This is a genomic window from Hypericibacter terrae (assembly GCF_008728855.1).
In the GTDB taxonomy this organism is placed as follows: Bacteria; Pseudomonadota; Alphaproteobacteria; order Dongiales; family Dongiaceae; genus Hypericibacter; species Hypericibacter terrae.
On sequence record NZ_CP042906.1, the window covers coordinates 1,089,093 to 1,104,389 of the forward strand.

9 protein-coding genes and 1 tRNA gene are annotated in these 15,297 nt (G+C 65.4%); 6 read left to right on the forward strand and 4 right to left on the reverse strand.

Annotated features, from left to right (window positions below; translation table 11 throughout):
- Positions 1–28 precede the first annotated feature (28 nt).
- The 3 genes from greA to carA all read right to left on the reverse strand — a co-directional run bounded on the left by greA (position 29) and on the right by carA (position 5,280).
- Positions 29–502: a transcription elongation factor GreA gene (gene greA, locus FRZ44_RS05110; RefSeq protein WP_151176160.1), complete on the reverse strand. Its 474-nt coding sequence runs from the start codon at positions 500–502 to the stop codon at positions 29–31.
- Between the two features lie 133 nt (positions 503–635).
- Entirely contained in the window at positions 636–3,878 is a 3,243-nt protein-coding gene (gene carB / locus FRZ44_RS05115; RefSeq protein ID WP_151176161.1) for a carbamoyl-phosphate synthase large subunit, read from the reverse strand.
- Positions 3,879–4,086: 208 nt separating this feature from the next.
- Positions 4,087–5,280, reverse strand: a complete 1,194-nt coding sequence (gene carA / locus FRZ44_RS05120) for a glutamine-hydrolyzing carbamoyl-phosphate synthase small subunit (RefSeq protein WP_151176162.1) — start codon at positions 5,278–5,280, stop codon at positions 4,087–4,089.
- A gap of 281 nt (positions 5,281–5,561) precedes the next feature.
- On the opposite strand from carA, the gene FRZ44_RS05125 reads away from it, so the two are divergent.
- From FRZ44_RS05125 to FRZ44_RS05150, 6 genes are all read left to right on the forward strand, one after another.
- Entirely contained in the window at positions 5,562–6,020 is a 459-nt protein-coding gene (locus tag FRZ44_RS05125) for a GatB/YqeY domain-containing protein (protein ID WP_151176163.1), read from the forward strand.
- 179 nt (positions 6,021–6,199) lie between these two features.
- Positions 6,200–8,110, forward strand: a complete 1,911-nt coding sequence (gene dnaG / locus FRZ44_RS05130; RefSeq protein ID WP_151176164.1) for a DNA primase — start codon at positions 6,200–6,202, stop codon at positions 8,108–8,110.
- Between the two features lie 143 nt (positions 8,111–8,253).
- Entirely contained in the window at positions 8,254–10,239 is a 1,986-nt protein-coding gene (gene rpoD / locus FRZ44_RS05135; protein WP_151176165.1) for an RNA polymerase sigma factor RpoD, read from the forward strand.
- Positions 10,240–10,324: 85 nt separating this feature from the next.
- Positions 10,325–10,401: transfer RNA gene (locus tag FRZ44_RS05140), tRNA-Ile, on the forward strand.
- Positions 10,402–10,595: 194 nt separating this feature from the next.
- Positions 10,596–10,835 (forward strand): GIY-YIG nuclease family protein, encoded by a 240-nt coding sequence (locus FRZ44_RS05145; protein ID WP_151176166.1) that lies wholly within the window; start codon positions 10,596–10,598, stop codon positions 10,833–10,835.
- 187 nt (positions 10,836–11,022) lie between these two features.
- On the forward strand, positions 11,023–13,311 hold the full coding sequence (locus FRZ44_RS05150) for a hypothetical protein (RefSeq protein WP_151176167.1): 2,289 nt from the start codon (positions 11,023–11,025) through the stop codon (positions 13,309–13,311).
- Between the two features lie 191 nt (positions 13,312–13,502).
- Here the strand turns inward: FRZ44_RS05150 and FRZ44_RS05155 are convergent, their stop codons facing one another.
- A complete protein-coding gene (locus FRZ44_RS05155) occupies positions 13,503–15,263 on the reverse strand; it encodes an adenylate/guanylate cyclase domain-containing protein (protein ID WP_407658053.1) in 1,761 nt (586 codons plus the stop codon).
- Between the last annotated feature and the right edge of the window lie 34 nt (positions 15,264–15,297).

Here is a 15,297-nt window from a genome sequence, read left to right on the forward strand (position 1 = left end):
TTCCGTGTCCGTTACCGAAGAGGCCGCCTTACTTGAACGCGACCTTGGTGATTTCGTAGGACTTGGACCCACCGGGGGTGGTCACTTCGATGGTGTCGCCGACATGCTTGCCGATGAGCGCGCGCGCGAGCGGCGAGGAGATCGAGAGCCGCTTGGCCGCGATGTCGGACTCATCCTGCCCGACGATCTGGTAGCTGGCTTTTTCCTCGGTGTCCTCGTCCAGCAACGTAACGGTCGCGCCGAACTTCACTTCCTTGCCGGAAAGCCGGCTGACGTCGATCACCTCGGCGCGCGAGATCTTGTCCTCGAGCTCCGCCACCCGGCCCTCGATGAAGCTCTGGCGCTCGCGCGCGGCGTGATACTCGGCGTTCTCGGACAGGTCGCCATGTTCGCGCGCCTCGGCGATGGCGCGAATGACCGCCGGCCGTTCGACCGACTTCAGATGCCTCAGCTCGTCCTCGAGACGGGTGAAGCCGTCCGCCGTCATGGGAATCTTGGTCATGCCATTCCAACCACGAAATCGAAGAAAAGAACGGTGATGTCAACGGGATGGGGCCATGGCCCGCCGCCTCGGAAACCCGGTTTCCGCAGAGGCAAAAGCACACCCTCGGCCGCAACCCGTGTTGGGCCGATGATCAGAACCCGCGCTTAAAGTACGATTGCAGGGGCGCGACTTCAAGCGGCCCCGAGGCCAGTGCGGCAATCGCGGCCACGGCCGCCCGCGCCCCTGAAACCGTTGTATAATAAGGGATATTTCCCAAAAGCGCGCTCTGGCGGATGGAGGCGCTGTCGGCGATGGCGGCGGCCCCCTCGGTGGTGTTGAAAACCAGCTGAACCCGGCCGTTCTTCATGGCATCGACCACATGGGGCCGGCCTTCCAGCACCTTGTTGATGCGGGTGATCGGCAGCCCCTCGGCTTCCAGGAAGCGCTGGGTGCCGCCGGTGGCGATCAGGCTGAAGCCCATGGCCACCAGGTTGCGGCCGATCTCGATCATGGCCGGTTTGTCACGATCCTTGACCGAAATGAACACGGTGCCCTTGGTCGGCAGATCGACCCCGGCGCCGAGCTGCGCCTTGGCGAAGGCCCGGCCGAAGTCGCGGTCGAGGCCCATCACCTCGCCGGTCGATTTCATCTCCGGCCCCAGGATCACGTCTACACCCGGGAAGCGCGCGAAGGGGAATACCGCTTCCTTGACCGCGATATGCCCCTCATTCATCGGGACCGGCTTCAGGTCGGCGAGCTTCTCGCCCGCCATGACGCGGGCCGCGATCTTGGCGATCGGCTGGCCGGTCGCCTTGGCGACGAAGGGCACGGTGCGGCTCGCGCGCGGATTGACCTCGAGCACATAGATCATGCCGTCCTTGACCGCGAACTGCGTGTTCATCAGGCCGACGACATGGAGCGCCTTGGCCAGTGCCACGGTCTGGCGCCCGAGCTCGGCGATGATCTCCGCCGACAGGTGATAGGGCGGCAGCGAGCAGGCGGAATCGCCGGAATGGATCCCGGCCTCCTCGATATGTTCCATGATGCCGGCGACATAGACGTCGGTGCCGTCGGCGACCGCGTCGACATCGACTTCGACCGCGTCCTGCAGATAGGAGTCGATCAGCACCGGACTCGAGCCCGAGACGATCACCGCGGTCTTGATGTAGCGCTCGAGATCCGTGTCGTCATGGACGATCTCCATGGCCCGGCCGCCCAGCACATAGGAAGGACGGATCACGGCGGGATAGCCGATCTGGTTGGCGATCTTGAGCGCCTCGGCGCCGGAGCGCGCCGTGCCGTTGGCGGGCTGGCGCAATTTCAGCTTCGCCAGCAGAACCTGGAAGCGCTCGCGGTCCTCGGCCAGGTCGATCGCATCGGGCGAAGTGCCGAGGATCGGGATCTCGGCCGCTTCCAGCGCCGCCGCCAGCTTCAGCGGCGTCTGGCCGCCGAACTGGACGATGACGCCCTCGAGCTTGCCCTTGCGCTGCTCGACCCGCGCGATCTCGACCACATCCTCGGCCGTCAGCGGCTCGAAATAGAGCCGGTCCGAGGTGTCGTAGTCGGTCGAGACGGTCTCCGGGTTGCAATTGACCATGATGGTCTCGAACCCGGCTTCCTTGAGCGCATAGGCCGCATGGACGCAGCAATAGTCGAACTCGATGCCCTGGCCGATGCGGTTGGGGCCGCCGCCGAGGATGATGATCTTGCGCCGGTTGGTGGGATTGGCCTCGCATTCGGGTGCATCGACGCCATCGCCCTCATAGGTGCCGTACATATAGGGCGTGTCGGAGGCGAACTCGGCGGCGCAGGTATCGACGCGCTTATAGACCGGCGTGACGCCGGCGCGGCGGCGCGCCTGCGAGACTGCGGCCTCGTCCTTGCCGACAAGCTCGGCGAGGCGCGCGTCGGAAAAACCCATCTTCTTGATGCGGACCCAGCCCGTGGCGTCCTGCGGCAGGCCGGCCTTGCGGATCTTCGCCTCGGTCGCGACCAGCGCCTCGACCTCGCGCAGGAACCAGGGGTCGTAATGGGTGATGCTGTTGATGTCCTCGACCGTGAGGCCGAGGCGGAAGGCCTGGGCGATCACCAGCAGCCGGTCGGGCGTCGGCCGCGCCAGCATGGCGCGGATCGACAGGATCGGATCGGCGCCCGGCACCACCACCTCGTTGAAGCCGGTCAGGCCGGTCTCCATCGAGCGCAGCGCCTTCTGCACCGATTCCTGGAAATTGCGGCCGATCGACATGGCCTCGCCGACCGATTTCATCGCGGTGGTGAGCAGCGGTTCCGCGCCCTTGAATTTCTCGAAGGTGAAGCGCGGCATCTTGGTGACGACGTAATCGATCGTCGGCTCGAAGGAGGCCGGCGTCACGCGCGTGATGTCGTTCTTGAGCTCGTCGAGGCTGTAGCCGACCGCGAGCTTGGCGGCGATCTTGGCGATCGGGAAGCCGGTGGCCTTGGACGCCAAAGCCGACGAGCGCGATACGCGCGGATTCATCTCGATCACGACCATGCGGCCCGACTTCGGATCGACCGCGAACTGCACGTTCGATCCGCCGGTATCGACGCCGATCTCGCGCAGGACCGCGATCGAGGCGTCGCGCATGATCTGGTATTCTTTGTCGGTGAGCGTCAGGGCCGGGGCGACTGTCACGCTGTCGCCGGTATGGATGCCCATGGGATCGATGTTCTCGATCGAGCAGATGATGATGCAGTTGTCGTTGCGGTCGCGCACCACCTCCATCTCATATTCTTTCCAGCCCAGCACCGATTCCTCGATCAGCACCTGGCTGACCGGCGAGGCGCGCAGGCCGCCCGCCGCGATGTTCTCGAACTCGTCGCGGTTATAGGCGATGCCGCCGCCCGTCCCGCCCAGCGTGAAAGAGGGGCGGATGACGCAGGGCAGGCCGATCTGCTCCATCGCCTCGATCGCGTCCTCGAGCGTGTTGACCAGATGGCTCTTGGGGCTCTTGAGGCCGATGCGCTCCATCGCCTGGCGGAACAGCAGCCGGTCCTCGGCAAGTTCGATCGCGTCGGCCTTGGCGCCGATGAGCTCGACGCCGAGCCGCTCCAGCACGCCCGACTTGGCGAGCTTCATCGCGGTGTTGAGCGCGGTCTGCCCGCCCATGGTCGGCAGCAGCGCATCGGGCCGCTCCTTCTCCAGGATGCGGGTGACGATCTCGGGCGTGATCGGCTCGATATAGGTGGCGTCGGCCAGGCCGGGATCGGTCATGATCGTGGCCGGGTTCGAATTCACCAGCACGACGCGATAGCCTTCCTGCTTCAGCGCCTGGCAGGCCTGGGTCCCCGAATAATCGAACTCGCAAGCCTGCCCGATCACGATCGGCCCGGCGCCAATGATCATGATCGACTTGATGTCGGTGCGCTTCGGCATCAGGCAGGACTCGCGTTCAACAAATCATCCCCTCCCCCCTTGTGGGGGAGGGTAGGGGACGGGGGAGCGCGGTGCTGAAGCAGCGAGTCTTGCGGCGACACCCCCCTCACCTTGATCCTCTTCCCCCGCTGCGCGGGTGGAGAGGAAAGAATGAAGGGGGGAGGGAGAAGAATACCGATGTCGCGATGTTTCAGCATGATCTCTGGATTCAGCTCCGCTGCTTCTTCTCGATGAGATCGGCGAAGCGCTTGAAGAGATAGTGGCTGTCTTGCGGTCCGGGCGAGGCTTCGGGGTGGTATTGCACCGAGAAGACCGGCTTGTCCTTGAGGCGCAGTCCTTCGTTCGACCCGTCGAACAGCGAGACATGCGAGACCTCGACGCCGGCGGGCAGCGATTCCGGCAGCACGCAGAAGCCGTGATTCTGGCTGGTGATCTCGACTTTGCCGGAGGCGAGGTCCTTGACCGGATGATTGGCGCCGCGATGGCCGATCGCCATCTTTTTGGTTTTGCCGCCCAGCGCCAGCGCGAGAAGCTGATGGCCGAGGCAGATGCCGAAGAGCGGGATCTCGGTCTTGAGCAGATTGCGGATCACCGGGACCGCATATTCGCCGGTGGCCGCGGGATCGCCCGGGCCGTTCGAGAGGAAGATTCCGTCGGGCTTGTGCCGCAGGATGTCTTCGGCCGTGGCCGTTGCCGGCACCACCGTCACCTTGGCGCCGATCGAGGCCAGGCAGCGCAGGATGTTGCGCTTGGCGCCGTAATCGACTGCGACGACATGGAAGCGCGGGTTCGCCTGGCGGCCATAGCCGTTCTCCAGGGTCCAGCGCGTTTCGTCCCAGCCATAGCTCTGCCGGCAGCTGACCTCGATCGCGAGATCCATGCCATCGAGGCCGGGCCAGGCCTTGGCTTCGGCGACGAGGGCCGCCTCGTCGAACTTCCTGTCCGGCGCGTGGCAGACCACGCCCGAGGGTGCGCCCGCGTCGCGAATTCGCCGCGTGAGCTGGCGCGTATCGACGCCGGCGATGCCGATCAGTCCGCGCGCCTTGAGCCAGCCATCGAGATGCTGCGTCGCGCGCCAGTTCGAGGGCTCGGTGATGTCGGCGCGCAGGATCAGTCCGCGCGCGGCCGGCGTGGTCGTCTCGATATCCTCGAGATTTGTGCCGACATTGCCGATATGCGGGAAGGTGAAGGTGATGATCTGGCCGGCATAGGAAGGATCGGTGAGGATCTCCTGATAACCGGTGAGCGAGGTGTTGAAGCAGACTTCGCCGACGGCCTTTCCGACCGCGCCGATGCCGTGGCCCCAAATCAGTTGCCCGTCCGCCAGTGCGAGCACCGCCGTAGCCCAGGAACGCCGCCCCCCTGACGTGTTCGGGGCAGGCGTGTTTTGGGTCTCGCTCATCGGCGGAAGGATCCTGGCGATCGCGGGGGAGGAGGTTCGCGGCGCACACCCATATGGTCACGCGCGTCGCGTCGCTCAAGTTGGCCGGGTTATTAAGCAAAGCGGCCGCGCGCGTCAAGCCGGAAGTGTTTTGTTTCTCCGAGAGAAATCAAGCGTTTGCGAGAGCGCGGCGAAATTGCCTGCGCGGGGCCGATCCGCTACCCTGAACGCTTTCCCGAGATCGGCCGGAGTCGGGCGTATCGCCCCTGCGTTTCCGCGTCTCCCATCCCGCGAGTGGCTCCATGTTGCGCACCGACCTGAACGAAGCCCTGAAGACGGCCATGAAGTCGCGCGATCTGCGCGCGGTCTCGACTCTGCGCCTGATCCTCGCCGCCTTGAAGGACCGCGACATCGCGGCCCGGCCGAAGGGCATCACCGACGGCATCGGCGAGGAGGAGATCGTCGAGATGCTGCATAAGATGGTGCGCCAGCGCCGCGAATCGATCGAGCTCTATGAGAAGGGCGGCCGGCTCGAACTCGCCCAGCAGGAGCAGGAAGAGATCGGCGTCATCGAGCGCTTCCTGCCCAAGCAGATGACCGAGGCCGAGATGGGCGAGGCGGTGACCGCCGCGATCGCCGAGACCGGTGCGGCGAGCATCAAAGATATGGGCAAGATCATGGGCTTGCTGAAGCAGCGCTTCGCCGGCCGGATGGATTTCGGCAAGGCCGGCCCGCTGGTGAAGCAGAAGCTCGGGGCCTGACGGCCGCCCTTGAAGCGGGACCCTGCCGGCCCACTTATCAGCCCTACCGCTCTTTCATACGCGATATCCCCGTGACTCAGAGCCCTCCCGGACCGGTGAGGCTTTGAACGACTCGGGGCTGTGGTCGGATACTGGGCGGCTGCCAGGCCTTCGGCCGCTTCAGGAGTTTCGCGCCGCTCATGGCCTTCCCCCCACAGTTTCTCGACGAGCTGAGAAGCCGCCTGCCGCTGGCGGATGTGGTGGGGCGCCGCGTGAAGCTGCAGAAGCGCGGCCGCGATTTCGTCGGGCTCTGTCCCTTCCATAACGAGAAGACGCCCTCCTTCACGGTCAACGAGGAGAAGGGCTTCTTCCATTGCTTCGGCTGCGGCGCCCATGGCGACGCCATGACCTTCGTGATGCGGGCCGAGGGGGCGAGCTTCCCGGAGGCGGTCGAGCGGCTCGCCAACGAGGCGGGTCTGCCGGTGCCCCAGCCCGATCCCGAAGCGCGGGAGAAGGCCGAGCGCCAGAGCACGCTGCTGGGCGCCATGGAGGCCGCCGCCAAGTTCTTCGAGGCCGAGCTCAAAGGCGGACGCGGCCGCGGCGCGCGCGACTATCTCGAGAACCGCGCGCTTACCGAAGAGACCATTGCGCGCTTCCGCCTCGGCTATGCGCCGGATTCCCGCGGCAGCCTCAAGGAAGCGCTGACCAAGCAGGGGTTTCCCGAAGCGCTGCTGATCGAAGGCGGGCTGCTGATCAAGCCGCCGGCCGAGAACGGCGCCGGCGGCGGTGCCTCTTACGACCGGTTCCGCGGCCGCGTGATGTTTCCCATCACCGACCGGCGCGGCCGCGTGATCGCCTTCGGCGGGCGCGTGATGGGCGAGGGCGAGCCGAAATATCTGAACTCGCCCGAGACGCCGCTGTTCCATAAGGGCCGCGTGCTGTTCGGCCTCGCCCAGGCCCAGGAATCGATCCGGCAGAAGAACGAGGTCGTCGTCGCCGAGGGCTATATGGATGTGATCGCCCTGAGCCAGGCGGGACTGGCCCAGGCCGTGGCGCCCCTGGGCACGGCGCTCACCGAAGAGCAGATCCTGCTGCTGTGGCGGCTGGCGCCGGAGCCGATCCTCTGTTTCGATGGCGACGGCGCGGGCCAGCGCGCCGCCGCGCGCGGTGCCGATCGCGCGCTGCCCCTGCTCAAGCCCGGCTGCTCGCTGCGCTTCGCCATGATGCCGAAGGGCGAGGATCCCGACAGCCTGGTGAAGGCCAAGGGGGCCGCGGCGATGGAGGAGGTCCTGTCCCGCTCCATGGGGCTGGCCGACCTGCTCTGGGAGACCGAGACCGCCGGCCGGCAATTCGACACGCCGGAGCGCAAATCGGGCCTCCGCCAGCATTTGAAGGACCTGGCCGCGCGCATCGCCGACCGGACCGTCCAGGAGGATTACCGGCTTGAGTTCGAGCGCCGGCTGGCCGACGCGTTCGGCTATGCCAACCGCGGGTCGGGGGGCAGCCGGGGGATGGCGGATCGCCGCGGCGGGGCCGCGCGGGGCGCGACCAAGGGCTTCGGCCAGGGCCGCAACGGGGCCAACCGCTATTCCGGGGCACCCCAGGAACGCGGCGGGGCCGCACTCCGCCAGGGGATTCCGGACCCGGAGCGCCGCCAGCCCGAGATGCTGCTCAGCATCGTCGTGAGCCATCCGCGCATCGCCCATCAGAGGGCCGAGGAACTGGCACACCTCGTGCTAGCCGACTCCCAACTTGACAAGCTTCGTCAAGCCGTTATAGACCACGCGGCTGGCACGCCGGACCTTGACGTCGAGGGGTTGAAACGCCACTTGGTGGATACGGGGTTTGGCGGTGTCCTGGACGCGCTAACCACCCGCAACAAGGGTCTGTCTGTCTGTCGCGCCGAGGTCGAGATGACGGCCGCGGAAGAGGCGTTTGACCATTTGCTCGGTCTGATGAAGGAGAGACAGGCGCGTCTGGAAGCGGATCTCGCAGCCCAAAGACTTGGCGCGGATGCGACTCCCGAAGCCTGGGCCAGGTTTCAGGCGGCGCAGCGCGAGAGCCTCTCGGGCGAGAGTCGGCGACGCGATATCGATAAACGGGCGAAGTGAGCTTGCCGACAATGCCAGGGGGCGCCGGAGAGTTTTTCGGGCGACCGGGTGAACCATATTTGAAGATCGGGCAGGGATCATCGGGCGGCGGCCCGGGCGGTCGGCCAGCAACGAACAGAACGACAGCATCGAGGCGATAGCAGATGGCGACAAAACCGGCAGCCAAGGCGGAGAATGGCGAGGCGCGCGAAGAAGGTGGCGACAGCCCCCTGCTCGACAGCGTCAGCGCCTCCGTCAAGAAGCTCGTCACGCGCGGCAAAGAGCGCGGCTATGTCACTTATGACGAGCTGAACCAGGCGCTGCCGGCCGACAAGGTCTCCTCCGAGCAGATCGAAGACACGATGGCCATGCTCAACGAGCTGGGCGTCAATGTCGTCGAGTCCGAGGACGAGGAAGTCGCGGCCGAACCGGCCGCGGCGCCCACCGAGGAGTCCGAGGAAGCGCCCGAGGGCAGCCGCACCGGCAATCTCGGCGACGAGGATATCGGCCGCACCGACGACCCCGTGCGCATGTATCTGCGCGAGATGGGTTCGGTCGAGCTGCTGTCGCGGGAAGGCGAGATCGCGATCGCCAAGCGCATCGAGGCCGGCCGCGACATGATGATCGGCGGCATCGCCGAGAGCCCGCTGACCTTCCGCGCCATCATCGAATGGCGCGACAAGCTCAAGGCCGGGCAGATGCTGCTGCGCGACGTGATTGACCTCGAAGCCACTTATGGCAAGGCGCCGGAGGGCGACGCCGTGATCCCCGCCGGCGGCAACGCCGTCGAGGAGGAGGAAGAGGAAGAGGAAGTCGAAGGGGCGGCCGAGCCGCGCCCCGACGGCGCGCCCTTGGCCGAAGGCGAGGAGAACGACGAGAACAACATGTCGCTCTCGGCCATGGAGCAGGAGTTGCTGCCCTCGGTCGTGCTCTCCTTCGACGCCGTCGCCAACGCCTATCAGAAGCTGGACCGCCTGGCGGAAAAGCGCCTCGAGGCCTTCAAGAAGGGCGAGAAGTTCCTGCCCGCCAGCGAGAAGCGCTACGACAAGCTGAAGCAGGAGCTGGCCGAGCTGATGAAGCCCATCAAGCTCAACAATGGCCGGCTCGAGAGCCTCGTCGGCGAGATGTACCAGCTCAACCGCAAGCTGGTCGGGCTCGAGGGACAGCTGCTGCGCCTGGCCGAGAAGCATCGCGTGAAGCGCGAGGATTTCATCCAGCGCTATTACGGCAGCGAGCTCGATCCGCGCTGGCTTTCCAAGGTCGGCCGCCTGACCTCCAAGGGCTGGAAGGACTACGCGCTCAAGCACAAGGACGAGGTGAAGGTGATCCGCGGGGACATCTCCGCCATCGCCGACCATGTCTGCCTGCCGATCGCCGACTTCCGGCGCGTGGTCAACACGATCCAGAAGGGCGAGCGCGAGGCGGGCCGCGCGAAGAAGGAGATGGTCGAGGCGAACCTTCGTCTCGTGATCTCGATCGCGAAAAAATACACCAACCGCGGCCTGCAGTTCCTCGACCTGATCCAGGAAGGCAATATCGGCCTGATGAAGGCGGTCGATAAGTTCGAATATCGCCGCGGCTACAAGTTCTCGACCTACGCCACCTGGTGGATCCGGCAGGCGATCACCCGTTCGATCGCCGACCAGGCCCGCACCATCCGCATCCCGGTGCATATGATCGAGACCATCAACAAGCTGGTGCGCACCTCGCGCCAGATGCTGCACGAGATCGGCCGCGAGCCGACGCCCGAGGAGCTGGCCGAGAAGCTCGGCATGCCGCTCGAGAAGGTGCGCAAGGTGATGAAGATCGCCAAGGAGCCGATCAGCCTCGAGACGCCGATCGGCGACGAGGAGGATTCGCATCTGGGCGATTTCATCGAGGACAAGAACGCGGTGCTGCCGCTCGATGCCGCGATCCAGGCGAACCTGCGCGAGACCACGACCCGGGTCCTCGCCAGCCTGACGCCGCGCGAGGAGCGCGTGCTGCGCATGCGCTTCGGCATCGGCATGAACACCGACCATACGCTCGAAGAGGTCGGCCAGCAGTTCTCGGTCACCCGCGAGCGCATACGACAGATCGAGGCGAAGGCGCTGCGCAAGCTCAAGCATCCGAGCCGCTCGCGCAAGCTGAGAAGCTTCCTCGACACCTGATCGAGGTTCCCTTCGCCGGATACCAAAAGCCAGAATGACCTGTCATTCTGGCTTTTGCTTTAGTGCCGATCGCTTGCCTGGGATCGGGCCCGTAGTTCAGTTGGTTAGAACGCGCCGCTCATAACGGTGTTGTCGCAGGTTCAAGTCCTGCCGGGCCCACCAGCCTTCGCTCGCTTCGCGAGCTACGGCTCGGCAAGCCGAGTCGTGTTCTCGGGTGCGAAGCGAGCGAAGGCTGCCGCGCCGAAGCCCGGAGGGCGAAGGCGGGCGTGTGCGAGTTGTAGCGCTTCGCGAGCTACGGCTCGGCAAGCCGAGTCGTGTTCTCGGGTGCGAAGCGAGCGAAGGCCGGGGCAGTGCGCATGATCTATGTTTACATTCTTCGCAGCCAGGAAGACGCCGACCGCTACTATGTCGGTGTTACAGCTGATCTGCGTGCCCGTCTGGAGAAGCACAATGCGGGCGACGTGCCTCATACGTCGAAATATGCGCCATGGGTCGTCAAGACCTACATTGCCTTCTCGGATGAAAAGCAAGCCTTCGCCTTCGAGAAGTACCTGAAGTCACCGTCCGGCAGAGCTTTCGCAAAGAAGCGGTTGTAGCGGCAGCCGGCGCAATAGCGATCCGATATCGTGCTCTTCCGGATAAAGCCAACGCGCTGGAAGGCGACGCATCTGAAGTCGCATTCCGGAAGAGCGTTCGCGAAAAAGCGACTTTTCTCCTGGGCTGCGAGGTGCCTACTTCGTAGGCCGGACCACGTTAGTGCCCCTAACTTGCCAGTGTTCAGGCATGGGAATACTCTCCGCACCGGGAAGGCTGGTTTGCCCTTCACGCGAAGGGGCGGGGGCAAGACTAACAAAAATCAAAATCCGATTAGATGCGGGGGCGATCATGGACGAACGATCGGTTTGCCGTGGTTTCGGCGGGACCATTCTGGCTGTCATGCTCGCCTGGGGGCAGGCCGCGGTCGCGGCTCCGCAGATCACCGTGCCGGCTTGCGACGCCCTGAAGGCGTGGTCGGCCACGGTCGTTCCGACCGACAGCTACACCGTCGCCCCTGCCTTGCCGTTGCCGAAGGCGCTCGCCGACGAGGCGCTCTTGCCGGTCTTCGGCGCGACCGCGCTCTCCTGGAGCGGCGAGGATATCAAGGCGGCGAGTGGCGCCCTCACCTTGTGTTATCGGGAGGCGAAGAAGGCGGGCGACAAGCCGGCGATGGATGCGCTGGGCGTCGCGAACGCCGCCCTCGTCAAGACGCTCGGCCAGACGCTGGCAGCCGTCGCCAAGGCACGCCAGGCGGTCGAATCGCAGCGCCCGACCATCGCCGGGCTGCCCGATACGGCCGAGCTCGACCGTGGGCTGGCCGCGCTCATCGACGCCGATCCGGCCAAGCCGAATCTCCAGGCGGCCGTGGGCCTGCCGCGCGAGATCACCGGTCCCCTTGTTTACATCGCCAAATTCCTTCCTTACCTCCCCGACGGCGATCGTCAGCAGCTCATGGCCGAGCTGGCGGACCGCCGCGCGGCCATCCAGGCTGGCGCGGGCCAGGCGATGGGGCAGGAGGTGGCCGCGGCACCGGCAACCGCCGACGGCGTCATCGGCCTGCAGAAGGTGCGCCAGCGCATCGCCGCGATGGTGCCGAGCGACGCGTTGACGGCGATCGACGGTCAGGCCGCCGCGCGCGCCGACGAGATCCGCGCCGGGCTGCGACAGGCGACACCCCCCGGCTGGGTACCGCCGGATTGCGTCGAGCTTTATCGCTGGAGCGGTGCGGCCGATGCACGGCAGGGGGTGGCGCTCGGCAGCCAGAGCACCTATCGAGCCTTCCTCGACGAGCATGTGGTGCCGGTTTTCGGGATCTCGGTGGCCGCTTGGGGCGACGAGGACCTGACCCGGTTCCAGACGCTTCGCACGGTGTGCCAGGCGACATGGCGCGCCATGCCGGGCGCCGCCAGGATGCCGAACCCGCCGGCCGAAGCGCCCGAGCTTCTCAAGCTGGCGGCAAAAGGAAACTGGATCGATGCGGCCGACCCGCAGATCGCGCAGGCGCGCACGACCATTCAGGCCTACAACGCTGGCCTCGAGGCGCTCGCCGCCGTCGAGGCCAAGATCGCCGCTCTTCCCGACACGTCCGATTCGCTTCCTCAGCTCTATCAGCTCGCCAATGATCCCGCTCAAAACAGCGTGGATGAGGCCAGGCGCCAGAGCTTCAAGGCCGCCGTCGCTGCCAAGCAGAACGCGATCAACGCGCGGGCCTTGAGCGCGGCGATGGAGGGGCTGGGCCAGGTGCAGGTCGCGTCGCTCGGCGACCTTGCCAAGCTGGTGAACTATTGGGGCGCGGCGTCCATGACCATCGCCGACCCCAACGATCGGCAGCGCTTCGGCCAGGCCGCCGAGCAGGCCCTCGACGAGGACATCAACAGATTGCTGCCGGAATTCAAGGCGAAGCTCGACGAGATGCCGGCAACGCTGGCCGGACTGGGCCAGGTTCGAACGGCCGTCCTCGACCTGACGGGGGTCAGCGAGACCGAGAAGGCGCCCCCGTTCCAGCCGATGCACGCCGCTATCCATGATCGAAGCGTCGCGATCATTGAGACCCTGCACCAGGAAAACTGCATGGCGCTGCTGAAGGAGCTCGACATCAGCGGCGATACCGCTGAGCAGCTTGTGTGGGACGGCAAGACCGGCACGAAGCTCGGTGTCTTCGTCTGCAACCTCACGGCGAGCGGCAGCCCGGTCCATGAATATACCGGGGGCGGCATGTTCTCGGGCGACCAGAAGCTCAAGGCCACGCTGGCCATGGGAGGCTTGCAGACCGTGTGGCTGCACAAGGCCGAGGTCGCACAGGGCCAGGCGGACATGCTGGTGGGCTTCAAGATGGCCGACGCCAACCAGGAACGCCCCATAGCGGTGGAGGAATGGGCGATGTTCACCGCCATGGCAACCGGCGGACAGTTCGTCACTCCGGAAATCTGCAACCCGCTGATGAGCAAGCCTGAGGATCAGCTCACCATCGAGGACAAGATGACGGGCGTGGCCTGCGCCGAGGAAGTCCTGAACGGCAGCTGGGGGTTCCAGTGAGAGGCGCGAGATGAGACTCCGTGCCCCAAGGCTCGCGGGCCTGTTACCGGTCGCCACTGTCCTGGCCACATCCTTGCCGGCGATAGTGGCCGATTCGAGGGCTTAAGGCGCCGCCGCTCCCGAACCGATGGCCGCTTCGCCTCACGAGCGGCGCGGCACTTCTCATTTGGGCCAGGAGCAGACTTGGCGGTTCAGTCGGGGAGCCCCGCCTTTCGCAGGCCATCGGCGAACGTCGCGAGATCCTTCGGTCGGCGGATGGGGAGCCAATCCGCAAGATTGGAGAGGCGCAATGTGGGATCAAGCTGGCGCAAATGATCCATGGCCCGCCGGGCCTTGTCTTGATGGCCCGAAAGCGCATGGCTCGCTGCGATGATGCCGACGGCCATCAGGAAGCTGGGCATATGCCTCAATGCCTCCTCCGCCAATGAAGACGCGGCATCAAAGCGTCCGGCAAACAGATGTGCCATCGCCATTCCCGCCCGCATTCGATACCTCTCGGGGTCGAGGGGGCTCAAACGCATCGCGCGCTCGAAGTACTCTGCGGCGGCGTCCGGTTCGCCGTTCCAGATTCTCAGGAACCCGCCGAGGAACCAAGCAGACGCGAGATTTGGATTCAGCAGATTCGCCCTGTCGGTCAGCGCGATGCCGGCATCGAGGTCGTCGGCAAAGTGGCCGAGCGCGTGGCCGCCTCGCGTCAGCGCGACGGCATCGTCTTCGCCCAGCTCGACGGCCCGACGGGCCAATCGGGTTCCCTCGGCGATCTCCTGCAATCGATCGGTCATCCAGCCGTTGACCTTGCGCCAGAAATGGCACCACGCGGCCATCGCGTGCGCCGACGCGAAATCCGGATCGATCTGGATCGCCTGATAGAATTGGTTCAGTGCCTCTTCGGTCGCATCCCTGGTTCCCCGATTCAAGTTCGCCCGTCCACGCAGGTAGTAGTCGTAGGCGTCGAGGCTCTCGGTCGGTTTGTGCCGCGCACGCTCGATCTCGGCTTGCTCCAGCTTCGGTGCGATTTCACCCACGACGCGCGCCGTGACCTGGTCCTGAAGGTCGAAGATGTCCTCCAATCCGCCGTCAAAGCGCTCCGCCCAGAGATGGAGCCCGGTTGGCGCATCGATGAGCTGCGCCGTTATACGAATGCGGTTCGCCGCCTTGCGCACACTCCCTTCGAGGACATAGCGCACGCCCAAGTCACGGCTGACTTGCTTCACATCGACGGCCCGGCCCTTGTAGACAAACGACGAATTGCGAGCGATCACGAAGAGCTGACGGAATCGCGACAATGCCGTGATGATGTCTTCGACCGTCCCATCGGCAAAGTACTCCTGCTCGGGATCGCCGCTCATATTCTGAAACGGCAGGACCGCAATCGAGGGCTTGTCGGGCAAAGACAATCCGGGCGCGGCCGCCGTCGCAGTTCCGGCCGACGCAGTCGCCTTTGCCGCAGCCGCACCTCCGAACTGAAGCGAATAAATATGCATAGGCTCCGCGATGTTCTTGAGCCTGGTTTCGCCAAGATCGCTGATTGCGAGATCGAGCCGCGATCTCACCTGCCGATAGGCATCCTCCGAAAGACATATGGCGCCAGGTTGAGCAACGCCCTCCAAGCGCGCCGCGATATTGACGCCGTCACCCATCAGGTCGCCATCGCTCTCCTCGACAACGTCACCAAGATGAATGCCGATACGAAATTCAATGCGCCGCTCCGGCGGCAGCCCGGCGTTGCGCTCGATCATCGAGTTCTGAATCTCAATGCCGCAGCGAACGGCTTCGACGACACTCCGGAATTCCACAATGGCGCCGTCGCCGGTTCGCTTCACGACGCGTCCCTTGTGGACGGAGATCGTCGGATCGATCAGGTCGCTTCGAAGCGCGCGCAGCCTTGCCAGGGTGCGGTCCTCGTCCACCCCGGTCAGCCGACTGAACCCGACGACATCCGCCGCAAGCACCGCAACAAGCTTCCTCGACTCAGTCATGCGAGAT